Origin of the sequence: Paenibacillus sp. FSL L8-0158, assembly GCF_038592965.1 — a bacterium.
In the GTDB taxonomy this organism is placed as follows: domain Bacteria; phylum Bacillota; class Bacilli; order Paenibacillales; family Paenibacillaceae; genus Paenibacillus; species Paenibacillus polymyxa_D.
Window position 1 is genome coordinate 3414967 of sequence record NZ_CP151949.1, and the last position, 24167, is coordinate 3439133.

The window sequence follows — 24167 nt, forward strand, 5'->3', positions numbered from 1 at the left end:
AGATCACTTCCTTTCCAAATTGGCGCAGAACCAAAGGAGAGAATATAAAAAAGCCTCTACCGGTAAGGTAGAGGCTGTCAGTTATTGAAATTATAAGAATGCTCCATATGTAAAATGACTACAGCAAATAGATAAGTATACACTCATCCCTTTGGTATAACCGCGCAGGTTGCCTCAAATAAGCTTCTCTGTAGAAGAATATCTCTTCATAGACAAAAGCTTACCCGCTACCGCCGATCTCTGTAATCTCATATGGAATTGGCTAAGGCTGCACTCTTCTCATCTCAACTCTGTCTCTGGCTAACTCTACTCTACTTAACTCTGCTACACACACTATATCTCATGGGATGTTATTTTGGCAACCATCAACTTTAAAACCGGGCGCTTATTTCCCTTGGGAAGCCAGATCCGGTCTTAACGCCTGCGCTCCGTTCAAATATACATGTTTAATTTCACGCTGGGATTTATCGGTGTTCACCTGTACCATCAAACGGATACACTTGGGTAAACTGCCTGCAACAGGAATTTCTAATGAACACATGAGCGGAACCATATCCCAGCCATCAAGCTGACGAATGGCCTTGGCTGGAAAGGCAGTATCCAGGTCATGGGTCACCGTAACCCATACGTTACTAATATCCTCTGGCTGAATTTCATTGTAGGATACAATTTCCTCTAGTAGTTGGCATGTTGCTTCCAAAATTTCGTTTTCTTCATTATTCGCTACGGTCGTCGCGCCACGAATTCCACGATTGTACATCGTTACGCCCCCTCTTTTAACTGTTCAATAACTCTTCGGATGTAAGAGACGGAAATATCCTTCACAACCTCCACGTGCCCGATGCTACGTGGGACGACAAAAGTAATGCTGCCTTCTTTGAACTTTTTGTCATGCATCATCGCGTCCAGCAGCCGATCTGTATCGAGATGTGACGGAAGGGAGATCGGTAGCCGTAGTGAAGACAACATATCCTTCGTTTCATCTACCAAAGAAGGATCGGCCCCCAGCTTCACGCCCAAGAGTGCGGAGCCGACCATTCCAATCGAAATGGCTTCCCCGTGTAAAAACTCACCATATCCCGCAATAGCTTCAATCGCATGACCAATCGTATGACCTAGGTTTAGAATAGCGCGTATATCATTTTCTCGTTCATCGCGTGACACCACTTCGGCTTTAATGGAACATCCCTTTTCCAGACCGTACTCCAGAGCTGTCGCATCCAGTGCAAGCAAATCAGTCGCATGGTCACGGCACCACTGGGCGAAATCAGCATCCCAGATCAAACCGTGCTTGATCATTTCAGCAAGCCCCGCAGATACCTCACGAGGAGGCAGTGTAGACAACGTATCTACGTCATACAACACAAGTTCCGGTTGGTGGAAAGCTCCTATCATATTCTTCGCCAAAGGATGGTTGATGCCGACCTTACCGCCCACGCTACTGTCATGGGCCAGAATCGTAGTGGGGATCTGTACAAACTTGACACCTCTCATATAAGAAGCTGCCACAAATCCAGCCAAATCACCCACGACACCACCCCCAAGTGCAATAACGGTTGAATTGCGATCCAAACCGCCCTCAATGGCTGCTGTTATGAGCTGCTCAAATACAGCAAGCGACTTGGAGGTTTCACCAGGCTTAACGACAAAGGACACCGTCTTGTAGCCACATGCCTGAAGATTGCTCTCCAATGTTGCCAAATAGAATCCCGCTACATTTTCGTCAGAAACAATTAACAACGGGCTTTTTTGCGCAATTCCTCGTTCCTTCAACAACTCTCCGGCTCGATATAACAGTCCTCGTCCGATATGAATAGGATAAGAACGTTCGCCAAGCTGTACCGTCAGCGTACTCATTTTAGTACCGCCCCAGTTGTTCTTCGTAGGATGCAATATTCGCACGAATCTCTTCAATCGAATCCCCGCCGAATTTTTCTAGTAAAGCTTTTGCAATCTCCCAAGCTACCACATGCTCCATAACTACGCTTGCCGCGGGTACTGCACATGCATCCGAACGCTCAACCTGTGCGGTGAACGCTTCCTTTGTATCAATGTCGACGCTTTGCAGAGGCTTGTAGAGTGTGGGGATCGGCTTCATTACGCCACGAACCACAACTGGCATTCCATTCGTCATGCCCCCCTCAAAACCACCCAAACGATTGGTACGACGGTGATATCCACGTTCCTCATCATATAGAATCTCGTCATGCACCTGTGAACCGCGCAACTCTCCTGCTTCAAAACCGATGCCGATTTCCACACCTTTAAATGCATTAATCGACATGACGCCTTGTGCGATACGTGCATCCAGCTTCCGATCATACTGTACATGACTGCCCAGACCAATCGGAACACCTTCTACAATACATTCCACTACCCCACCGACTGAATCACCTTCTTGCTTGATCAGATCAATATATGCTTCCATTTTCTTTTCGGTTTCTGGATCGGTTACTCTCACCGAGGAGGCTTCTGTGACCGCAATCAGCTCATCAATCGGCAAATCGCGATAAGGAGCTTCGATTTCCCCAATACGAATGACCTGACCTGCCACCTTGATTCCGAACTCAGCCAGCAATTGACGAGCCAAACCGCCGCATGCCACACGAATTGCTGTTTCACGTGCGCTGGAGCGCTCCAGCACGTTACGAAGATCCTTCAGGTTGTATTTCATTCCGCCATTCAAATCCGCATGACCCGGACGTGGCCGGTGAACCCGACGCTTTTCTTCATCGCTGCCTTCAATAGGCTCAATATTCATAATGTTCTGCCAGTGCTTCCAATCGTTATTTTCTACAACCAGCGCAATCGGTGCACCCGTGGTATAGCCGTGACGAACGCCTCCGGCAATCTTCGCCGTATCTTTTTCAATCTGCATACGCCGACCCCGTCCATATCCTTTCTGACGACGGTGCAGCTGAAAATTCAATTCCTCAAAATCCAATTTTAAATTGCTCGGCATACCCTCTACAATGGCAGTTAGCTGGGGACCATGCGTTTCCCCCGCGGTTAAATAACGTAAACTCATGACGCGTTCCCCCTTTAAACTGTTAAACTGTGCATCGCTAAAATCTTTAACTGTGCTTCATTATAGTATACGCACCTTTCTTTGACAAGAAAAGCCACGTGTATGCAGATAAACAAAAACACGCCTCTTAGCCAAAGGGGCTAAAGGACGTGCTTTGCTAATAAGCCAACCATCAATTACTCAAGGATATAAATAAGTTCCTATAAAACTTTGGATGATATATGCAGGCTTATGCTTTTTTGCGATAAAAAAAGGTTTCCGTCGATTCCAGACCATATTGGTTAGGAGAAAAGATTTGCTCTGTGCTACCTACAAACAATACACCGCCGGGACGAAGACTGGCTGCAAACTTTTGATACAACGTGTGTTTGGCCTCTTCTGTAAAATAAATCATTACATTTCGACAGATAATGAGATCATAGCCATCCTCAAACCGATCCAGCAGCAAGTTTTGCTTTTGAAATTTCACGGCTTGTTTCAAACGGTCATCAATTCGATACATCGCACCATCCGGCTTAAAATATTTGCTAGCTACCTGCTCAGGCACATCCTTGAGCGAACGCTCCAAATATTTGCCTTCCTTGGCTTTTGCCAATGCACCATCATCAATGTCGGAAGCTGTAATGGAGCAATTCCCCAAAATCCCTTTACCGTCGAGAACCATAGCCAGGCTATAAGGCTCTTCACCAGTCGAGCAGGCCGCACTCCACAGCTTAAGCTTCTGCTTTCCAACAAGCAGCTGTGGCAGGATGGTATCCCGCAGTACTTCCCACCGATTGGGATTTCGCCAAAATTCCGAAACATTGATCGTCATCCGATCCAGAAATTCATAGAATAGAGGTTTTTCCTTCATCATGGCATCATAAAAAGAAACAAAACTGGGAAACCCGTTTTTGTTGCGAAGCGTAGTTAACCGCCTTTTCATCTGTGCTTCTTTGTATTGTGCAAGATCAATACCTGTGCTGTCCTTGATTTTGCGGATAAACGCTGTGTAATCGGGGTCCGTCTGACCCAGTTCCATATCCGTCATGCTACCATCCTTCTTCATAAGTAATTAAACTTACATCCAGGTCGCCACACTTTTTTCATACCGAACGGATTCTTCCGGCATGAAAAAATTTGCAATCTCGCGCTCTGCGCTCTCCGGTGAATCTGAACCATGAATGAGGTTAAACGGTGTATGTGCTGCAAAGTCTCCACGAATTGTGCCCGGAAGAGCTTCGGTTACTTGTGTTTTACCAATCAACAAGCGGGAAAGCGTAACGATGTTATCCCCTTCCCATACCATAGCAAACACAGGGCCTGATGTGATAAAGCTTACAAGCTCTTCAAAAAAAGGCTTGCCCACATGCTCCGCATAATGCCGTTCTGCCTGTTCTCTTGATACTTGTACAAGCTTGCCAGCCGCCATTTTAAAGCCTTTGTCTTCCAGACGACTAATGATACGTCCAATCAATCCACGTTGTACACCATCCGGTTTAACCATCAAAAAAGTACGATCCATCGGCTCACTCCCAATCCAATCTAATGTATTTATACAGTACTAAACTGTATTGTAACAGAAAGCTTGGAAACGGTTAAAGTATTTTGTCACAGCAAACCCAAAACACAACTTTAGTAGGAGCGGCGTGTTACAAAATGAGCGATATCGCGTAGCGTCTTTTTTGTTTTGACATCTGGTAGTAAGTCCAGCGCGTTTAGCGCTTTATTAATATATCGGTCGGCGAGAATTTCAGCTTTAGCGATTCCTTCACTTTTTTTGATTATATCCACCGCTTTGCGTGCGTCTCCTTGCCCATCCCCATCCTGAATGCGGCGAATTTCAGCCAGTAGATCTGCACGCAACTCAGGCTGTTCGAGCGCATAAATCACCGGAAGCGTAATATTACCCTGTCTCATATCGCTGCCCGGCGGCTTGCCGATCTTTTTTTCTGTTCCGCACAGATCGAGCAGATCATCCTGAATTTGAAAAGCCATACCTACGTTATAGCCGTAGCTGTACAGCAGGGAATTGACACTTTCCCGTGCCCCTGCAGCCATAGCTCCCAGCTGGCAACTAACCGCAATTAATAAAGCCGTTTTGCGCCGTATGCGAAGCAAATAATTACGCACACTCTGATCCACATTAAAAAAATCACGAATTTGTTCCATTTCACCAATGGACATCTGCACCAGCGCTTTAGACAGTACCCGGTGAATGTCGGGATTCGGCAATCCAGCAGCAATAGACAGCGCACGTGCATATATGTAGTCTCCGGTGTACATAGCCACCCGATTGTCCCATTTGGACTTCACGGTGGGTTGACCGCGTCTCATTTCCGCATCGTCAATCACATCGTCGTGAACGAGAGAGGCAGAATGAATCAGTTCCAGAGGTACCGCTATACGCTTGAGCTTGTCCAGATCATATTCTCCAAACTTGCCTCCCAGCAATACAAATACGGGACGCAAACGCTTGCCCCCTGCTTTAAGCAGATGAAGCGACGTATCATTAATCAACGGCTCCGTACTATCGATACTGCGGTACAACTCTTCTTCTATAAAGTTCATATCCTTCTTTAATAAACCGAACAAATCCAATCGTTTCATTCTTTCACCCGTGTCAGCGTATTGTCACTCCAGAGAAGCGGCTTCACTCGTCGGTCAAGCAGCCCCAGTTCATGCGCATACTGAAAATAAAGCTCTAAACCTTGTTGTTGCTTCTCTCCAAAATCATAACACAGATTAGTAAAGTAGCGCTCCCAATAATCTCGCAGACCTCCAATTTCCTCGCATGCTTCAGAAATAACAGACGTCAAGTCCGACAGACTACGCTGCTTGCTTGCGCGGAACGCACTCGCAGTTTCAGCCACCGCTGCGGGATTTTGAGCAGCAACAGTACGTCGTACTGCCCATACAGCAAAAGTCATACTGTAGCCCGTCCAGCGCTTCCACTCTTCTCCGAGGTCCGTAACATACAGACCTTCGCTTCGCCAAGATGCCTTAATCGCGTGATCTCCAATCAGTAGCCCTGCATCTGCCTGTTCCAGCATCAAGTCAAGATCCGGTTCACAGTCAAAATAGGAAGGCTGACCTTCCCATGCCTTTTGCATCAAAATTTTCAACAAATTCACGGATGTAGCAGACGTATTCGTTAGTGCAATGGTTCCGTTTTTGATTTCGTCCAGCGGCTTGCGTGAAAATAGTAAAATGGATTGCACAGGACCATCTGCACTGACGGATAAATCCGGCAACAGTAGCATTTCCTCAGCACCGGATGCATACGCAAAGGAGGACATCGCACTGATATCCAAACTCCCATTCAGCATACCTTGATTCAATTCAGCCGGAACTTTAGAAACCATCTCCGCCGAATGGAGAAGCTCAGAAGGATTAAAATAATGAAAAATAGGCCAAGCGTTTGTATATTTAATTTTTCCGATTGTGATTGTCTTGGTGTCCGGTGTCGGCATCGGAATCCCCCCATCTCGTAAACAGTTGATGTTCTATACGCAAGCTGTCCAATACTTTGCCTACGAGGAACAGCACAATATCATCCAGCGTCTTCGGATGAAAGTAAAAAGCCGGCATAGCCGGAATCATTTTGACGCCAAGTCTCGCAAGCTTAAGCATGTTTTCCAAATGAATGGCATGTAGAGGCGTCTCACGAGGCACAAGAATCAGCGGACGACCTTCCTTCATCATCACGTCCGCTGCCCTCGCCATGAGATTATCGGACGAACCGTGTGCTACTGCTGACAACGTCCCCATCGAGCATGGCATGATAATCATCGCATCCACCAAATAAGAGCCGCTCGCAATCGAAGCTCCAATATCTGTGAACGGATGGTATACAAGAGAACCGGGACGGCCTCCGAATTGTTCATTCAAGGCCCCTTCCCGGTCAGTCACATTCCAGCCCAACTCCTCTTTCAACACCCGCCAACCAGCATTAGACACGATCAGGTGAACTGTGTATTGCAAGTCCAGCAGAGTCTCTACCAGTCGCACACCATAAATGCTTCCGCTCGCGCCTGTAATGCCAATAACGATTCGTTTGCCTTGATGTTCGCTCACCTGATTATTCATTAGTATTAACGCACCACCAAATCAATCAGTGTAAAGGCAAATACAACAGTGCTAAGTACACCGTTCATAGTAAAGAATGCCGTCTGCAAACGACTCAAATCTTTTGGAGAGACGATATAGTGCTCATAAAATAAAATAATGTACGAAATAATCATGCCCGCCAGATACCACCAGCTTAAATCTGCAATAAAGAACAGTACAATAAATCCGATAGCCGTAATGACGTGGAATGCCCGAGCGATGTTCAATGCACCTGCTACACCAAAACGGGCAGGAATAGAATAAACTCCTTCGTTTTGGTCAAAATCTATATCCTGACAAGCATAAATAACATCAAATCCAGCCGTCCAAAATGCGATCGTGAGATACAGTACGATAGCGGTCAAATCTATTTGTCCCGTTACTGCAACCCACGCGCCTAGTGGCGCCAAACCAATGGTCAGACCAAGTACAATATGGCAAAGCCAAGTGAAACGCTTGGTGTAAGAGTAAAAAACGAGCATAAAAAAGGCCAGCGGGAACAGCTTGAACGCCAGCGGACTTAACTTGAATGATGCCCAGAATAACAACACCAGACTGACGATAATGAAAATTACCACTTCGCTCGATTTGAGCAACCCTGCCGGGATAGCGCGTCCTGCTGTGCGCGGATTTTTCCCGTCAATCACCCGGTCAATCATACGATTGAAGCCAAAAGCCGCGCTGCGTGCGCCAACCATAGCTAGCAGGATCCAGCCGATCTGCGGCCATGAGGGAAGGTTGCCTGTCACGACAACTGACCCCAATACAGCCCCCATGAATGCAAATGGGAGCGCAAATAACGTATGTTCAATTTTAATCATTTCCAAAAAAATAGCAATTTTCTTAAACATGCTGACTCTCCTTGATTCCAATGTGCAATGCCGCAATGCCTCCGGTGAGAGAATGAGCCTGAACATCCTTCAATCCGACTTCACGGAAGATGCCAGCCAACTCATCCCTTCCTGGAAAAAGCGCCAACGAATCAGGGAGCCATTTATACTGCTCATAACGTTTGGCGAACAATTTGCCGAGCATGGGCAAGATGTGTTGAAAATATGTGTAGTAAATTCCCTTGAACGGCTGCCAAGTAGGTTTGGACAATTCTAGACATACGACCTGCCCCCCAGGTTTGACGACTCGTTGCATCTCCTGTAACACGTGGCGCAGATCAGGTACGTTGCGCAGACCGAAACCAATCGTTGCATAATCAAATGAATTATCTTCAAAAGGCAGTTCCATCGCGTTGCCCTGAACAAGCTTAATTTGCTTTTCACGGGATTCTGATATAATTTTACGCTCGCCAACATTGAGCATGTTCTGACTAAAATCGAGTCCTACGATGTGACCACTTTCACTTGCTCGCGCCATCGCAAGCGTCCAGTCACATGTACCACAGCAAAGATCAATTGCCGTATCGCCACGATGCATGTTCATTTTTTTCATCGTAAATTTCCGCCAAGCCTTATGTCTGCGAAAGCTCAGTATATCGTTCATCAAATCGTATTTACCTGCTATGCTTTCAAACACGCCATGAACGAATTGCTCTTTCGGCTTGGTGTCGCTTGATCCCATCACGTTCACCTAACCTTCCCTCACAACTGGGTGCGGACTATTTAGCAGCTTTAGGAAAGGCTCAAGCATGCGTTCAAATTCCTCGATCCCCGTATTTTGGTCATCTGACAGGATCTGCCGGATGTGTGTAACAGCCGTGCGAAGCTTGTCCAGTATCGCATCCTCGGCTTTGTATTTCAGAACAAGCTTACGCCATGCTTCAGTGTCAGTACCACTCTCTGAAAGCAATGCTTGCTCGTTCCGGTCCCCGTTACCATAAATATGCCAGAACACATATCCGAAACGGGACTTGTCCGGTTCTGTCCGCTTGCCCCATTCCTCCACCAAGGTATCACAGAGGGCAAATTTGTTGAGAAGCTGCTTCCAAATTTCCTGATCCTGTTCTGCTACAAGTGAAGTGAATGATAAAAAAAGCTCCTTTTTGAAACGAACCATCTGAGTTAAATACTGAGTTGCATCCAAGCGGAATTGTTTCATTCCCCAGTACAGACTCATTTTCCCTGCATTCACTTCACATACAGCATCACTCAGCTTCGAAATGGCCGTAATGCGGCCTGCCAGTGCAAGCAGCTGATAAAAACGACTGCTAAAATAGTCCCCAGCTAACACTTTCAGCTGTCTGGAACGCATCTCCTCCGGGCTCCGTATACCGGATAAAGTATCAATCATATCATGCGTATCCAGCCCCATCTGCACAAGTGAGGTTACCAATGCGTACAGTTCGTCCTCACTGGCATGCAGCTCCTGCGCATTCCGGTTCAAAAACACAAACATCAAACGGGTACGGCTGTCAGGAAAAGCCGGCATTTCCGTATGTTGTTGAATCATGTCGTATTCCACATATTTCCTTGCTAATTGGGGTACGCGATACGGTTTCATCCTAAGCCTCCGAGACATGACTTTCTGGTATACTCAAATAATTGCAATGCCTTATATTATATCACAATTTAAAATGATTCGCGACTAAAGTACTGTAGGTCCACCGGCAGAAACATCTAATCTGTATATACACCGTTAAACCTGTTTTGCCACATGGGCGTTACTGTAATGCGGAAACGGGATTTCAAATCCTCTGGCAATTCTGCGCCTTCCCGGCTTCTCAGCTGTTCCAATGCCTCGTTCGTCCACTCGTTCCGGCGTATATCGGATGCAAGCAGCAAATGACGTTCTCCTGACCATTCGTCCTGCGTCACCACCCGAAGCAGCAATTGCCGCACATTCGTCGTTCCGTAAAAGCTAAAAGCGGCAATCTCCGCCATGTTTTGATAAATCTCTAGTGGGGCAGTTTCTTCCTTGGACAGTTTGACATCCAGGGTCAGGACTGAATGTTCCCAGCTTGCGCTTGCAATCGGTGTAGTCAACGGTAGCTCATTCAGCGTATCCACCAGATTGTCATCTGACAGCAGCACCCGTTGCTGAGGCGAAATCGTCGCCTGTGTCTCACGAACTGCTGCGGTTCCTGAGTCCAGCACCTGTAAAGACGGCAGCAGCACAGCTGCTGCGATGGTTATGAGAATGGAGCCACCGAATACAATCCAAGGTTTCATCAGAGCCTCCCCTGACCTCTACCTCATAATGTGGGTTTGCTACGGTAAAGGTCCTCACTCTCATTCTACAACAAAAAAAAGCAGGCTATGCCTGCATTTTAATCCTCCGTATCTACTACCCCGTGCTTGGTCATCACAACGGCTTTGCCGCGAATTTTAATAGCAGAAGTATGATCCGTAAATTGGACAATCAGTACCTCGCCCTTGTCCAATTTTTCTGAATGATGCAAGCGTGTATCCTGACCTCTGGTCAAACCAAAAACCTGACATCCGTTGCTTTTCGCTTTAATTACGACGTACTCACTGCTACCCGTCACGTTATCTTCCATGTCCTTTTCCTCCCTGAGAGCCGAAGCTATACTTTTTATGATGGAGATTCAAGCTTGTTTTGTCAACTACATGCTTCCCGTGCTCCTGCAACAATTAGCATGTCCCGAGCCATACTATCCGTGCAGTCCCATCTATTAAAGAAAGGAACGGATCTGATGAAAAACTACCTTCCCGCCAATCTCAGTCCTACCCAAATCGAACGGCTTCAACAGCTGGAGCATGAATTTGCCGAGCTAACAGGTGAACCTCTAGTGCTGATCGCTTATGCCTCGCGAAACGACAGGGCAGCTTCCACTTCTCCAGTCCATAGCACCCCTACCACGAAGTAAACAGGACAAAAAGAAAAGGCCGTGAATCAAATTCACGGTCTTTTCAGCGCATTGGGAATATGTAAGAAATCTTATTTAATTCCGTCTTTAAGCGCTTTACCCGGTTTAAATGCCGGAATTTTGCTCGCAGGGATTTCGATTTCTTCTCCTGTTTGCGGGTTACGTCCTTTACGTGCGGAACGTTCACGAACCTCAAAGTTCCCGAAACCTACCAGTTGCACTTTATCTCCGCTTTGCAGCGCTCCAGAGATCGCCTCAAATACTGCATCGATTGCTTTGGTTACGTCCTTCTTGGACATTTCAGTGCTTTCAGAAACCTGATTGATCAAATCCGTTTTATTCATAATATTCACCTCCCAATTCAAGTGTGGTCCAGCATTAAGGTTATCGGTGTTAATGACCGATATGAGGTCGCCTGTATAAAATAACCCGGGCGGCATACTGCCTTCCATAATGTTATCATCTGTTTCCGTTTCGTCGTTAAATATACATAGAATATACCTAACCTCCGCAATATAGGCCGAAACTGGCGTTTTATGGCACCCTGCTTGCGTGGAACAAGGTTTATAGTAATACAGTCCACAGACAATTTCAAGTACGACGACGGTTTAACACATAAAAAGTAACGGCCAGCGCAAGTACCAGCACTACTCCTTTGACAATATCATGGGCGAAATATTGCACATTCATCATCGTTAGTCCATTAACCAACACACCGATCAAAACCGCACCAATAAATGTACCAATGACATTGGGTTTACCAGCACCAAAGACCGAAAAACCGACGAATACTGCAGCTACCGCCTCCATAAGCAAGGGGGAACCCGCGTCAATTTGGCCTGAGCCTACGCGCGAGGCATACAAAATACCGGCAATCGCCGCAAATACGCCTGAAGCAACATAGGCCAGAGTACGGACTTTTTTTACCCGTATGCCCGACAGACGAGCAGCTTCCTTATTTCCACCCGTTACATACATTTGACGCCCATGCTTTGTATAGGTCAAGAAAACATGCACCGCTGCCACAGCCAACAACAGTAAAATAACCGAAATCGGGATACCCAACCATTTACCTTGCCCCAGCAAAAGAAATGCAGGAGATATCTCCCCCGGCGCCTTGCTACCATCGGGAAACTGCATATGATTATATATGGTATAGCCCTGGGCGTACGTTTTGTGAATCCCGCTTACAATATACATGATTGCAAGGGTTGCGAGCAAATCAGGAATACGCAGTTTAATGATCAATAATGAATTCAACAGTCCTACCAAAGAGCCGACAACCAGAGACACAACAATGACCACCGCAACAGGCTGCTCATACCAGACCATTAAAGAAGCGGAAACGACCGTTGTCAAAGATACTGTAGCTCCCACCGACAGGTCAAAACCGTCCACGATAAGTGACAATGTCACACCAATGGCAACGAAAGTCACAATGGCAATCGAGCCAAGAATGTCCATTAAATTATCATAAGTCCAGAAATAAGGTAATGTAGCTGAAAAAAACGCCAACACACCTATAATGACAACTACGGCACCGTAACGAAATGAGACGTTTAACCATTTTTCCTTCATGAATGCACCTCTTCACCGCCGCTGGCATACAACAGAAGCTGTTCCTGTTCCACTTCGCCCCGCGCAAATTCCTTTATAATTTTGCCATCATACATCACTGCAATCCGATCACCAATGCCAATCCCTTCAGCAAATTCACAGGTTAGATAAATGATCGCTTTTCCTTGCTCCGCCAACTCGCCAATGATGCGAAAAATATCACTTTTTGCCCCTATATCTACACCCTTGGTTGGCTCGTCAAAAACAAATACATCCGCTCCGGAATGCAGCCATTTCCCAATAGCAACCTTTTGCTGATTCCCGCCACTTAAATATTTAACATGCTGACGGAGTGATGGTGTCTTAATACCGAGAGAGGCGACAATCCCATTACCGTTATTTCGTTCTTTACGCCGACTGATGAAACCAAGGACACTCAGTTTGCCCAAAAGCGGAAGACTAAGGTTTCTTTCCACACTCTCCTCAATTAGCACCCCCTGCTTACGCCGCTCCTCGGGTATGGACACAATTCCTTGAGCTACCGCATCCGCTGGTTCTCTCAATCGAATGGAGCGACCCTTAAAGGTCAGCTCTCCCTTATCCGGCTTGTCTGCTCCTGTAAGAAGTCGTGACAGCTCTGTCTTGCCTGCACCAACCAAACCCACAATAGAGAGAATTTCACCACATCGGACCTGTACATCAATGCCTTGCACTCGTAATCCTTTGTGAAGCCCTTTCGCTTCCAATACCGTTTCACCAATCGGTACCTCTGTTTTTGGGAATTCCTCCTCAAATGTTTTCCCAAGCATATGCGTAACGATGTCGCTTACACTTAAATCAGAGGCAGGTCCCGTGAACACGCGCCCACCATCACGCATCACCGTAACACGGTCACTGTGTTCAATAACCTCCGGCAATCGGTGTGTGATGAGGATACATGCAACTCCCTCATCCTTGAGTGTATGGATTGTGCGGAACAAACGTCGCGTTTCTTCCTCACTGAGCGGCGCCGTAGGCTCATCAAAAATGATAGTATTGGCTTGCTGTGTCAGAATGCGTGCGATAAGCACAAGCTGTTTTTCTGCCAACGTCAATTCAGACACATATCGTCGTACGTCAATATCTACCTCCAGACGTGCTAATGCCTCACGCGCTCGTCTGCGCATAGAAACCGGTGCAGTCCACCATCGACCATCAGGGGCTGACAAATCGTCCATTACAATATTTTCAGCAACAGTTAACTGTGGTACAAGCGCTGAATCGACCTCTTGATACACACAGTGAATTCCCGCTCTTTTGGCCTCCCACGGTGAACTAATGTTCAGTTCCTTACCACCAACTACGATTGCTCCCTGATCGGAACGATACGCACCGGACAGAATCTTCATCAGTGTACTTTTCCCTGCCCCGTTGGCGCCCAGCAGAGCGTGAATCTCGCCACTCTGCACCGTAAAATCCACGGCTCGCAGCGCATCTACACCAGCAAATTGTTTGCTGATTTTTTTCATTTCCAATGTATATACTTGTGAACTCATGGTGCCCCCTCACGCCTGCTTATGATAAAAGCGCGCCGAAGCGCGCCTTTGCGTTATGCAAACATTTTATTTGGACGTTTCATATTCCTTCATCCAATCCTTATAGCCCTGCTCGCTTTGGCCCCATCCCTTCACATATTGGGACAGCTCAGATGTGGAAATTTGCTTATCTGGCAGCGCTTCGCGTTGCACATATACAGCCTTCAGTACGACTTTCTCCTCCGGATTATCCCCATGCAGCTTCTGATATGCATAGCGCACTTGTACGCGCCCGATATCTGTTGGATCTACGGCAGCCGAGGCCACCCAAGGATTTTTCGGGTCTTGGATCATTTGTAAGTCCTCGTCGCTCATGTCAATGCCGTAGACTTTAATTTCCGTACGTCCCGCTTGTTGGATGGCACGTGCTGCGCCTTTGGCAAATTCATCCCAAGCCGCCCAGACGGCTGTAATTTCGCCCTTAGGATATTGCTTTAATACAGCTTCCATTTTGGCTTGCGTATCTAACGCAGGATTCTGAGCCGAACCAAAAGTCGCAATTTCTTTAATATCCGGATTGGATTTCAAAAATGTACCATAAGCAATCTGACGACGTTCCATCGGCGCAAACCCAGCAACCCATACTTTCACAATGTTGCCTTTGCCACCGATATCCTTTTTCATTTGCTCCAGCGTCAGCTCAGCCATGCTTTGGTCATCCTGTGAGAGCACTACCGCACCCGGAACATTGACGGCAGCATCGAACACGATAACCGGAATATTGCGGGAAATTGCTTTTTTCAGCCCTGTCTCCAGCAACGCATCACCGTGATCAGTCAAAATGACATCAAACTGCTGGTTAATCGCACTATCAAGCAGAGAAGCCATTTTAGCCTTATCGTTATCTGCCACAAACTTAGTCAGCGTACCGCCAAATTTTTTAACTTCCTCTTCCACACCATGAACATACTGTTGCGAAAATGTGCCCGTGTTAAACTCCATGATCAACGCAACCCGTTTACCCTTTAGATTTAAATTGTCCGTTTTTCCGTTTGTTGTATTCGATTCCGCAGTGCTTGTCCCTTGAGTGCCACTCTCTGTTTTCGGCACGCCACATGCAGTGACCAGCAAAAACAGCACCAGTAGCATGATACCTCCCAGCCCTAGCTTTTTGTGTCTTTGGAACTCTTTTTGGATATCCATGATTTCATTTCCCCCTCGTTCAATCCACAAAATGATTCAAATTTGATACTTAATATATCGCTTTAAACCAAGTATGTAAATAGGTTTTATGAAATATAGAGAGATTTCCGGTTATATAGGACAAAACACAACAAACAACCGTCCCCGATTGAATATCAGAAAACGGTTGCTGTTTAAATGTGAAAGCAAGGCGGAGCCTGGGTCGAAGATACAATCTGTCTGTTTATTTTAAATAGGAGAACGCTCACATCTAACTTATTTGGAGCACTGCTTTACCGGAAAATTTCCGATCTATCAGTTGTTGGGCTACAACTCCAATTTCCTTCCACGATGCCTCCACTTCGATTTTTGGTACTAACTGGCCTTTTGAAACAAGCTCACCTAGTAATTTTAGATCTCCCGCTGGGGAATAGCGATTTATTTCCTCACCTAGAAAGAAGCAATACATAGTTCTACCACCTAAGCCCCTAATATTAATTGTTGCGTAAGGTGAGGACGAATGTCCCATGGACACACATATCCCCTCTGGCATAAGCTGAGGTAGTAATGCAGCTAGCGTATCCCCACCTACTGAATCCAAAATGAGATGATAAGGTCCGAATGTATCCAGCGAGGAAATCGCCGGATCGCCAACGATAACCTCATTAGCACCAGCCTCTTGAACAAGTTGAGCTTTTTCCTCTGTTCTGGCTACACCTACTGTAAAAGCTCCTGATTGCGCCGCTAGCTGATGTGCAAAAGTCCCAACTCCGCCAGTCGATCCAGATATCAATATTCGCTTACCGAGCAGCATTCCTCCTTTTCGAAGTGTATAGAGCGCTGACAGACCAGCTACTGGTAAAGTAGCAGCCTGGGCGAAGGTGATATCATCAGGAAATTCAGCCACTAATGAAGTAGGAGCGGCAATTTGTTCGGCCCATGCTCCCATCGGGAGAAGTCCTACGACACGGCTTCCTTGTTTCGGGCCCGTGCCATCTTTGGCTTGCTCGATGACAATCCCGGCAAAATCCCATCCTGGTCTGCTCTGTCTTCCATGATTTCTTGCATCTACAACTTCACCCCGATTCAGAGAGAAGGCCTGTACTTGAACGATCGCTTCCCAAGGCTGGGCCTGCGGGGCGGCAACTTCCTTTATTGCGAAATATCCTGAAGCAAACGGATCTGTTACAATTGCACGAACCATATGATCTCCCCCATCATTCTCATTGAGAAACCCTTGTAAATAGCTCCCCTTTTTCACAATGTAGTATACTGTAGGGAACTATCTGCACCAAGTGTAGAACTACACCTCATTATGAAAAGGATTGAAAAAGGATGACCATGCACAAGGACAAGGACTTCCGATATAAAACATTAAAAAACGTTTTGGGAGAGATTGAAGCTGTTCGCATGAAGCGTCAACGGGAATATACTGAGCTATCACACCCGTTATTAAAACGATTTACTCAGCAGGAGCTTAATGATGAGGCATGTCCTACGTATAAAAATCTATTGGTTGGACGGTCTCGTCGAATACCGGATCGGCAAACGATAATCCATATTGCTGAGTATCTGGAGTGTACTTCACATGAGCGCAATGACCTTCTCCTCGCCGCTGAATATCTTCCGATCCATTACGAACTCGAAGGACGTTCTCTGGAGCTGGCACTGGATCAAACACAGAAAATAATGAGTAATTTGCCATTTCCGGCAATGATTGTTACTCATACCTTAGATATCAAAGGGTTAAATGAGCCGTTTCGCCATTTATTTGATATCCCTTCCGATTCTTTTATGAATGGCAAACTGAATAAAGTAGATTTTCATTTTAACTCCGATTTTTCAATTCGTCCCCGTTCTACCTTCGATGCTGAGTCGTTCGAACAGTGGGAGTCTCATGCTATTTTTGGGATACAAGCTTTCAAAAGATATAACATGCTGTCCCGATACGACCATTGGTATACGAAGTTAATAGACAGATTCCAAAAATACGATGATCTTAATAAATATTGGAATATGCAACCAAAGGACTCAGCAAGTGAAATTGAGCAACCCAAAATTATTTTGGCGAGAATGGAAACCGTGGACGATTTAGTCCCTATTCGCTACAAGCAAATTCATCTTTCTGTAAGTAGCCACATGTATCCTGGAATTGAAGTGTACTTACCGATTGACGATCCTGCACGCACAGTATTTGAATATTGGGGTTGTCCAGCCGAATACCAGAACTACGCTTTTAATGAATAGGGCAAATCCACCTACAGCACTTTACGAGTAACAAAAGCTCAATAAAAACAGAGGTAGTCTAGGACTTTATTTACTCGTCCTTGGCTACCCCTGTTTGGTTTTAGAAGTTAGTCTAATTTTTTGTTTTCTGCGAACCGTAGAGAGCAAATTTCTCTCCACGGTATTTCTCTATACATTTTTTGTGTGTGGCTTATCCTTAAAGAATAATAGCAATGAGACCGCCGGAGCCTTCATTAATGATACGACCCAGCGTTTCCTGCAGCTTATAGCGTGCATTGTCCGGCATCATAGCGATTTTGCCCTGAATGCCTTCCCGTACAATGGAATGCAGCGAACGTCCGAAAATGTCTGACTCCCAAATTTTGATTGGGTCATTTTCAAAATCCTGCATCAGATAGCGCATAAGTTCCTCACTTTGCTTTTCTGTTCCGATAATCGGAGCAAATTCCGACTCCACATCGACACGGATCATGTGTATGGAAGGTGCTGTTGCCTTGAGCCGCACACCAAACCTTGTACCCTGCCGAATCAACTGCGGATCGTCTAGTGCCATCTCGGACAACGACGGCGCGGCAATGCCATATCCCGTTGTCTTGACCATTTCCAGCGCCTCGGCGAAGCGGTCGTACTCCCGTTTGGCATGGGCAAAGTCCTGCATCATTTGCAGCAAATGATCCTTGCCGCGAATCTCTACCCCGACGACTTCGACCAAAATCTGGTCATACAGCTCATCGGGAGCATACAGATCAATTTCTGCTACACCCTGCCCCATATTCATCCCACTCAACCCGGCCCTGTCTATGAATTCATATTCCATAAACTGACCAACCACTCGATCTACATCACGCAGGCGTCGAATATCTTTAACCGTATCGCGAACGGAATTTTCATAATTGCTACGCAGCCAGTGCTCTTCGTTCAGTACCATGACCCAGCTCGGCAGGTTTACATTCACCTCATGCACCGGAAATTCATACAATACTTCACGAAGTACGCCAGTAACATCATCTTCCGTCATCGTCGCCGCGCTCAGTGTCATGACGGGTATATCGTACTTGGCAGCCAGCTCACTGCGAAGCTGGAGTGTTTCATCACTGCGCGGATGCGTGGAGTTGATAACCAAAACAAATGGCTTGCCAACTTCCTTCAACTCCTCAATGACGCGTTCCTCCGACTCTACATATGAGCTGCGCGGGATTTCCGCAATCGTACCGTCTGTAGTGACTACCACACCGAGTGTCGAATGCTCCTGAATAACCTTGCGTGTACCAATTTCCGCCGCTTCCTGAAAAGGAATGGGTTCTTCGAACCATGGTGTGGAGATCATCCTTGGACCATTTTCATCCTCGTACCCTTTTGCTCCTTCTACTGCATATCCTACACAGTCAACCAGACGTACATTCACGTCCAGTCCTTCCGTTACTTTGATCTGGACGGCATTATTCGGTACGAATTTAGGCTCTGTCGTCATGATCGTCTTGCCTGCCGCACTTTGCGGCAACTCGTCTACGGCGCGGGCACGGTCCGCCTCACTTGTAATGTTTGGCAGAACAATCGTCTCCATAAACCGCTTGATAAACGTTGATTTTCCTGTTCGGACTGCGCCGACGACCCCAAGATAAATGTCTCCTCCGGTGCGTTCGGCAATGTCTTTAAAAATGTCCACTTTCTCCAATGAAATCCCCTCCTCAAAAGTCTCCGAAGGAAAAATGCTTAAAGAGCATCCGCTTCGTGTTCAACCAACTGCTTGATCCCAGATGCGGCAGAACAGCCTTTAAAATGCCCGGAAGTCGTCCGCCGCCGAGATTCAGGAGACTGATGGAATCGGCGAAACGGCGTAAACTCGTACATGCATTTGGACTGATACCATCATATGTATCCCCTCCGTAAAATATGTTTAGTTTTTTGAAAAATAGATTACGACAGAGCGATCATTGCAGAAACGATATTTTACGTTTGGTTCCACTCACCTAATATATGCGGGGCAAGACTCTCCCATGACTTCGTCGCTAGACTAAATAAAAAAAGGATGTTTCTCCTGACCGTTTAGAGTCGTCGGAAACCATCCTTTTTTTATTCTTCTGATATAATCGGCATTACCAGAGTTCATCATCCAGCGCCTGACGCTCCAGTTGCCGCCTGATAGCCGCCTTGAGCCTATCCTCCGGTATGGTTACCTCCATATCGCCTTGGACACGGGCCTGGCAGGATAAGCGCATTCCTTCATCCAGTAAAGGCCCCAACTTACGCTGCTCTGCATCGCTGGGTTGGTCTGCGAATTCAGCCCACTCCGGTGATATTTGTACCTTACACATCAGACAGGCTGCTTTTCCGTCACAACGAGTGGGGATATATACGCCCGCTTTACGAGCAGCCTGAAGCAATGACGTACCCTGACCGACCTGTACGCGCCTACCTGACGGCTTAAACATAATCTGCACATTCATGAACGGTCCTCCAATTGTCTTTCTCCTAACACACACAACTTATACTTCATTGCCCATCTGGATGACGGAGTGCAGCTCTGGCCAAGGCAGAAGTTCTGCAAGCTTGTCCAATTGCTCCTCATTCCATATATTACTGACTAGTAGCTGCTTCAGTACAATTATATGACGTCGCGGGTCGCGCTTCATGACATCGGCAATCGCTTTATAACGGTCGGGTCGGTTTCGCAATATATTGAATAAAAGTTCATGACTGAGCGGCATCAGACGCAGTGAAGCACTCCCCAGCTCAAGCTGAACACCATTCGACCAAAGTAGTCGCTCGATCTCTAAGCGGTATAACGCTCCGCCACATAATACCTCAAATCCCCCCACCAACTCGACCGGAAATCCTTCCAGATCATAGTGGCTCAGCAATGAAACGTAAGAGCCGCTACGATCAACCTGCTGTCGATCTATACTTATACCCAGGGGGTGCGCATGAAGTTGCTTTGCTGCATGAATATCCGCATAAATATCAATGTCCCGAGGCAGGCGATCCAGTTCAACTTCTTGTGCAAGTAGTGAACAACTCCCTCCCAGCATCCACGGAACCGACACTGTTGACCAGTTCTCAGCCAAGCTACTCAGCGCAACTGCCAGATTGTGAGGAAGCCTGTCTACTAACACTGATGATATTGCCTCCTTCAACATTGTTTCCTCCTTTGCTGTCTTTCCTTCCGTTTCCTGATGGGCATCATTATAACATGTTCGACAGGGCAGTTCGATATTTTGTGTACTGTAAAAGCGGTTACCCACTCTAAAATATAAAAAAAACCGCGAACCTTCCCGGTTCACGGTGAATAATACTAACCGGCGTGCGGCCAGCGGTCTATTTTTTCATCATCATTTTCATCAACGCTTCCATATTGGAAGGATTCATTCCGCTCTTTTTGACGGCACCAACAATATCCCTTACTGTATCTTCCGACACCGGAATGTTGGCCATCGCAGACACCTGCTTGATAAGCTGACGCAGTTGCGCTTCGCTTTGAAGCGTGTCCGCCTTTACCGTGCCTGCCAGCTTTTTCACTGCATTTTCGGATATGTTTTTGCCGCCTTTTTTGTTAATGGCCTTCAATGCATCTTTCGGAAAGTTTTTATTCATAATCTCCCCTCCTCCGCCATTGCTCAACTCAGTCTATGAGTGGCGAAGACAAAAGGTGATTAAGCGTACATAAGACATGCCAAACGCCTAACTAAAAAAGGCTATCCCATTATAGAAAAAATCTACTATGAGACAGCCTTTATATTATTAAAGTCATCTGAGCCCTTAAGAATGCCATTGCTCCCAAGTTTGAAGTGGCATGACTTCCATCTCGGTCTTAGGGTCGCGACCCATTAGCGCCTCAACGGCCTTACGGACGTCACGTCCTTCAAACAGTACTCCATACAGTACCTCTGTAATAGGCATCTGAACACCTAATTTTTGAGAGATGGCGTATGCCGCTTTTGTCGTTCGAATACCTTCTACGACCATACCCATAGATTCCAGCACAGCATCAAGCTGTTGGCCCTGTCCCAAAAGTGACCCTGCACGCCAGTTGCGACTGTGACGACTCGTTGCCGTGACCACTAGATCGCCAATACCAGCCAGGCCGGCAAAGGTTAATGGATTAGCACCCATCTCAACTCCGGCACGGGTAATTTCAGCCAACCCACGGGTCAATAAAGCTGCTTTGGCATTATCACCGAAACCAAGTCCATCTGACATTCCCGCACCCAATGCGATAATGTTTTTTAGTGCCCCGGACAGTTCCACGCCGAGCAAATCGCGGTTTGTGTAGACACGGAAATAGGAGTTCATGAACAGCTCCTGTGCAGCCTGTGCAGCCTGCTCATTGGAGGAAGCTACAACGACCGTTGTAGGACATTTCCTCACCACTTCTTCCGCATGACTCGGACCAGACAGCACGGCAATATCCCCCTCCGCGACCTCCAGTTCTTCCGAGATCACCGTGGACATACGTTTAAGCGTTTCTGTTTCGAAACCTTTAATGGCATGCACTACCAGCATATCCTTGCTAAAATGAGCTTTCAGACTACGTGCTACCTGACGAGCAGCAGCCGAAGGAGATACGATTATCACTGCTTTAGCACCAGATACCGCAGTCTGCATATCAGTTGTAGCTGAAATGCGATCAGACAAAATGGAGCCCGGTAAATAATGCTCATTCGTATGCTTCTCATTGATTTCAGCTGCTTGCTGCTCGTTTCTCGTCCAGACAGAGACATCGTTGTTATTGGCCGCAAGAACGGAAGCCAGGGCTGTTCCCCAACTCCCCGCGACCAGCACAGCTATTTTCTCAGACAAGACGATCTCCTCCTTTGGAGCCAAGCTTATTCTCATTCCCCCGCACCAGCTTGACTATGTTGGTACGGTGTCTCCACACAGCAAACAGGCAAATGATTAGAGCCGTCCAGAATAACGGCCATGCATAACCAAGCACAAGTAATATCCAAGGGGTCAAAATGACAAAAATGAGCGATCCAAGGGATACGTAACGCGTCATTACGATTGCAAATATCGCAATGATTCCGGCATATAGGGCGGGCAGTAAGGCAAGCGATGCCAATACACCAATAGCAGTCGCAATACCTTTTCCTCCACGGAAGTGAAAATATACCGGCCAGTTATGGCCCGCAATCGCCGCGATGCCGCACAAACCCGGTACCCAGGATGATTCCCCACCTAGCCAGTGCCCTATTAGTACCGCAATAACCCCTTTAAGTACGTCTAGCAGCAGTACCAGAATAGCTGGGCCTTTTCCAAGCACACGCAGCGTATTCGTCGCACCGGCATTGCCGCTCCCATGTTGGCGAATGTCGATTCCTTTTAATTTTCCATACAGCAAACTAAAGCTGACAGAGCCAAGCAAGTAACTGAGTACGATGGCAACGATTTGTAAAATCAACCTATTCGCTCCTAACTTTCGTCAGACTTGCGCCGCGTAAAGATTCGAATTGGAGTTCCTTCAAAATTGAAGGCGGCGCGAATTTTGTTCTCCAGATAACGCTCATAAGAGAAGTGCATTATTTCTGGATCGTTTACGAATACAACCATCGTAGGCGGCTTAACAGCAACCTGGGTCACATAGTTAATGCGCAGACGACGTCCCTTGTCTGTTGGTGGAGGATTGATGGCAACCGCATCGGAAATTACATCATTCAGCAAATGTGTCTGAATACGCAACACATGCTGCTGTGCCACATGCTGTACAACAGGAAGCAGCTTTTGCAGGCGTTGCTTCGTTTTTGCAGACAAGAACACAATCGGAGCATATGTCATAAACAGAAAGTGATCGCGAATTTTCGTTTCAAACTGGTGCATCGTTTTATCGTCCTTGTCCACGACATCCCATTTGTTAACGACAAACAGCGATGCTTTACCCGCTTCATAAGCATAGCCAGCAATGTGCTTATCCTGCTCAATAATGCCTTCCTCGCCGTTAATAACGACCAGTACAACATCTGCACGCTCAATGGCACGCATGGCACGCATTACACTATATTTTTCGGTCGTTTCATATACCTTGCCACGTTTACGCATACCTGCCGTATCAATCAGTACATACTTTTGACCGTCTTTTTCAAAAGGTGTATCAATTGCATCACGTGTCGTGCCTGCAATGTCACTAACGATAACCCGCTCTTCTCCCAGAATGGCATTAACTAGTGAAGATTTACCTACATTCGGGCGGCCGATCAAGGCAACACGAATAACGTCTTCATCATAGTGATCTTCTTCCAGCTCAGGCAAATTGGATGTAATGGCATCTAGCAGATCGCCTATCCCTGTGCCATGGCTACCAGAAACAGCGATTGGATCACCAAATCCATAAGAATAAAACTCATAAATCAAATCGGCGCGACTGAGGTTGTCAACCTTGTTGACAGCTACGATGATCGGTTTACCCGAACGATATAGCATTTGAGCTACCTCTTCATCTGACTGTGTAATTCCTGCTTTCGCATCACTCATGAATACAATTACATCTGCTTCTTCTATTGCAAGTTCGGCCTGCATACGGATGGATTTTAAAATGACATCCTCACCATCAATCTCAATGCCGCCGGTGTCAATAATACTGAAGGATTTGCCATTCCACTCCGATATACCGTATATACGGTCACGAGTGATTCCGGGTTTATCTTCCACGATGGACAAACGATCCCCGATTATCCGATTAAAAATAGTGGACTTGCCCACATTCGGACGACCAACGATAGCCACAACGGGTCTTGCCATAAATTCACTCCTCCTGTCAATTCTTCCGATATCATCATAG

Annotated in this window: 27 protein-coding genes; 2 read left to right on the forward strand and 25 right to left on the reverse strand. The window is 46.6% G+C overall.

Going from position 1 to position 24167, the window contains the following annotated elements:
• Window positions 1–385: 385 nt before the first annotated feature.
• From aroH to mtrB, 13 genes are all read right to left on the reverse strand, one after another.
• Complete coding sequence (aroH, locus tag NSQ68_RS14845) at window positions 386–760, reverse strand: chorismate mutase (protein ID WP_307346134.1); 375 nt, start codon at window positions 758–760, stop codon at window positions 386–388.
• A gap of 2 nt (window positions 761–762) precedes the next feature.
• A complete protein-coding gene (gene aroB / locus NSQ68_RS14850) occupies window positions 763–1857 on the reverse strand; it encodes a 3-dehydroquinate synthase (protein ID WP_342426391.1) in 1095 nt (364 codons plus the stop codon).
• Window position 1858: 1 nt separating this feature from the next.
• Complete coding sequence (gene aroC, locus NSQ68_RS14855; protein WP_013310720.1) at window positions 1859–3028, reverse strand: chorismate synthase; 1170 nt, start codon at window positions 3026–3028, stop codon at window positions 1859–1861.
• 229 nt (window positions 3029–3257) lie between these two features.
• Window positions 3258–4058: a protein-glutamate O-methyltransferase CheR gene (locus tag NSQ68_RS14860; RefSeq protein ID WP_023989169.1), complete on the reverse strand. Its 801-nt coding sequence runs from the start codon at window positions 4056–4058 to the stop codon at window positions 3258–3260.
• A 30-nt stretch (window positions 4059–4088) separates the two neighbouring features.
• A complete protein-coding gene (ndk, locus tag NSQ68_RS14865; protein ID WP_307346143.1) occupies window positions 4089–4532 on the reverse strand; it encodes a nucleoside-diphosphate kinase in 444 nt (147 codons plus the stop codon).
• 110 nt (window positions 4533–4642) lie between these two features.
• Complete coding sequence (locus NSQ68_RS14870) at window positions 4643–5617, reverse strand: polyprenyl synthetase family protein (RefSeq protein WP_307346146.1); 975 nt, start codon at window positions 5615–5617, stop codon at window positions 4643–4645.
• Window positions 5614–6480: a menaquinone biosynthesis protein gene (locus NSQ68_RS14875; RefSeq protein WP_342426392.1), complete on the reverse strand. Its 867-nt coding sequence runs from the start codon at window positions 6478–6480 to the stop codon at window positions 5614–5616. The genes NSQ68_RS14870 and NSQ68_RS14875 overlap by 4 nt, the downstream gene beginning before the upstream one ends.
• The gene (locus tag NSQ68_RS14880; protein ID WP_029517334.1) at window positions 6437–7096 is read right to left on the reverse strand and encodes a flavin prenyltransferase UbiX; all 660 of its coding nucleotides are present in this window, start codon (window positions 7094–7096) and stop codon (window positions 6437–6439) included. The genes NSQ68_RS14875 and NSQ68_RS14880 overlap by 44 nt, the downstream gene beginning before the upstream one ends.
• A gap of 5 nt (window positions 7097–7101) precedes the next feature.
• Window positions 7102–7968 carry a UbiA-like polyprenyltransferase gene (locus NSQ68_RS14885; RefSeq protein WP_029517333.1) on the reverse strand — a complete coding sequence of 289 codons (867 nt, stop codon included), beginning with the start codon at window positions 7966–7968 and terminating at the stop codon, window positions 7102–7104.
• Window positions 7961–8689 carry a demethylmenaquinone methyltransferase gene (locus NSQ68_RS14890; RefSeq protein WP_342429122.1) on the reverse strand — a complete coding sequence of 243 codons (729 nt, stop codon included), beginning with the start codon at window positions 8687–8689 and terminating at the stop codon, window positions 7961–7963. Before NSQ68_RS14890 ends, NSQ68_RS14885 begins: the two co-directional genes overlap by 8 nt.
• A gap of 9 nt (window positions 8690–8698) precedes the next feature.
• A complete protein-coding gene (locus tag NSQ68_RS14895) occupies window positions 8699–9568 on the reverse strand; it encodes a heptaprenyl diphosphate synthase component 1 (protein WP_342426393.1) in 870 nt (289 codons plus the stop codon).
• Between the two features lie 116 nt (window positions 9569–9684).
• Window positions 9685–10236, reverse strand: a complete 552-nt coding sequence (locus NSQ68_RS14900) for a hypothetical protein (protein ID WP_029517330.1) — start codon at window positions 10234–10236, stop codon at window positions 9685–9687.
• A 98-nt stretch (window positions 10237–10334) separates the two neighbouring features.
• The gene (gene mtrB, locus NSQ68_RS14905) at window positions 10335–10565 is read right to left on the reverse strand and encodes a trp RNA-binding attenuation protein MtrB (RefSeq protein ID WP_013310730.1); all 231 of its coding nucleotides are present in this window, start codon (window positions 10563–10565) and stop codon (window positions 10335–10337) included.
• 54 nt (window positions 10566–10619) lie between these two features.
• On the opposite strand from mtrB, the gene NSQ68_RS14910 reads away from it, so the two are divergent.
• Complete coding sequence (locus NSQ68_RS14910; RefSeq protein WP_342426394.1) at window positions 10620–10895, forward strand: hypothetical protein; 276 nt, start codon at window positions 10620–10622, stop codon at window positions 10893–10895.
• Between the two features lie 71 nt (window positions 10896–10966).
• Here the strand turns inward: NSQ68_RS14910 and NSQ68_RS14915 are convergent, their stop codons facing one another.
• The 5 genes from NSQ68_RS14915 to NSQ68_RS14935 all read right to left on the reverse strand — a co-directional run bounded on the left by NSQ68_RS14915 (window position 10967) and on the right by NSQ68_RS14935 (window position 16352).
• The gene (locus NSQ68_RS14915; protein WP_342426395.1) at window positions 10967–11239 is read right to left on the reverse strand and encodes an HU family DNA-binding protein; all 273 of its coding nucleotides are present in this window, start codon (window positions 11237–11239) and stop codon (window positions 10967–10969) included.
• Window positions 11240–11486: 247 nt separating this feature from the next.
• Window positions 11487–12473, reverse strand: a complete 987-nt coding sequence (locus NSQ68_RS14920) for an ABC transporter permease (protein ID WP_342426396.1) — start codon at window positions 12471–12473, stop codon at window positions 11487–11489.
• On the reverse strand, window positions 12470–13987 hold the full coding sequence (locus NSQ68_RS14925) for a sugar ABC transporter ATP-binding protein (protein ID WP_342426397.1): 1518 nt from the start codon (window positions 13985–13987) through the stop codon (window positions 12470–12472). Before NSQ68_RS14925 ends, NSQ68_RS14920 begins: the two co-directional genes overlap by 4 nt.
• Window positions 13988–14053: 66 nt before the next feature.
• Window positions 14054–15169, reverse strand: a complete 1116-nt coding sequence (locus tag NSQ68_RS14930) for a sugar ABC transporter substrate-binding protein (protein ID WP_342426398.1) — start codon at window positions 15167–15169, stop codon at window positions 14054–14056.
• Window positions 15170–15419: 250 nt separating this feature from the next.
• Window positions 15420–16352 (reverse strand): zinc-binding dehydrogenase, encoded by a 933-nt coding sequence (locus NSQ68_RS14935; RefSeq protein ID WP_342426399.1) that lies wholly within the window; start codon window positions 16350–16352, stop codon window positions 15420–15422.
• 131 nt (window positions 16353–16483) lie between these two features.
• On the opposite strand from NSQ68_RS14935, the gene NSQ68_RS14940 reads away from it, so the two are divergent.
• Window positions 16484–17395, forward strand: a complete 912-nt coding sequence (locus tag NSQ68_RS14940; RefSeq protein WP_342426400.1) for a hypothetical protein — start codon at window positions 16484–16486, stop codon at window positions 17393–17395.
• 196 nt (window positions 17396–17591) lie between these two features.
• Here the strand turns inward: NSQ68_RS14940 and spoIVA are convergent, their stop codons facing one another.
• From spoIVA to der, 7 genes are all read right to left on the reverse strand, one after another.
• On the reverse strand, window positions 17592–19070 hold the full coding sequence (spoIVA, locus tag NSQ68_RS14945) for a stage IV sporulation protein A (protein ID WP_023989182.1): 1479 nt from the start codon (window positions 19068–19070) through the stop codon (window positions 17592–17594).
• A 421-nt stretch (window positions 19071–19491) separates the two neighbouring features.
• Window positions 19492–19842 (reverse strand): 2Fe-2S iron-sulfur cluster-binding protein, encoded by a 351-nt coding sequence (locus NSQ68_RS14950; RefSeq protein WP_342426401.1) that lies wholly within the window; start codon window positions 19840–19842, stop codon window positions 19492–19494.
• A 39-nt stretch (window positions 19843–19881) separates the two neighbouring features.
• On the reverse strand, window positions 19882–20532 hold the full coding sequence (locus NSQ68_RS14955; RefSeq protein WP_342426402.1) for a hypothetical protein: 651 nt from the start codon (window positions 20530–20532) through the stop codon (window positions 19882–19884).
• Between the two features lie 178 nt (window positions 20533–20710).
• Window positions 20711–20986: a stage VI sporulation protein F gene (locus NSQ68_RS14960; RefSeq protein ID WP_013310741.1), complete on the reverse strand. Its 276-nt coding sequence runs from the start codon at window positions 20984–20986 to the stop codon at window positions 20711–20713.
• A gap of 165 nt (window positions 20987–21151) precedes the next feature.
• Window positions 21152–22192: an NAD(P)H-dependent glycerol-3-phosphate dehydrogenase gene (locus tag NSQ68_RS14965; RefSeq protein ID WP_342426403.1), complete on the reverse strand. Its 1041-nt coding sequence runs from the start codon at window positions 22190–22192 to the stop codon at window positions 21152–21154.
• On the reverse strand, window positions 22185–22793 hold the full coding sequence (plsY, locus tag NSQ68_RS14970; RefSeq protein WP_342426404.1) for a glycerol-3-phosphate 1-O-acyltransferase PlsY: 609 nt from the start codon (window positions 22791–22793) through the stop codon (window positions 22185–22187). Before plsY ends, NSQ68_RS14965 begins: the two co-directional genes overlap by 8 nt.
• Window positions 22794–22804: 11 nt before the next feature.
• Window positions 22805–24127: a ribosome biogenesis GTPase Der gene (der, locus tag NSQ68_RS14975; RefSeq protein WP_013310744.1), complete on the reverse strand. Its 1323-nt coding sequence runs from the start codon at window positions 24125–24127 to the stop codon at window positions 22805–22807.
• Between the last annotated feature and the right edge of the window lie 40 nt (window positions 24128–24167).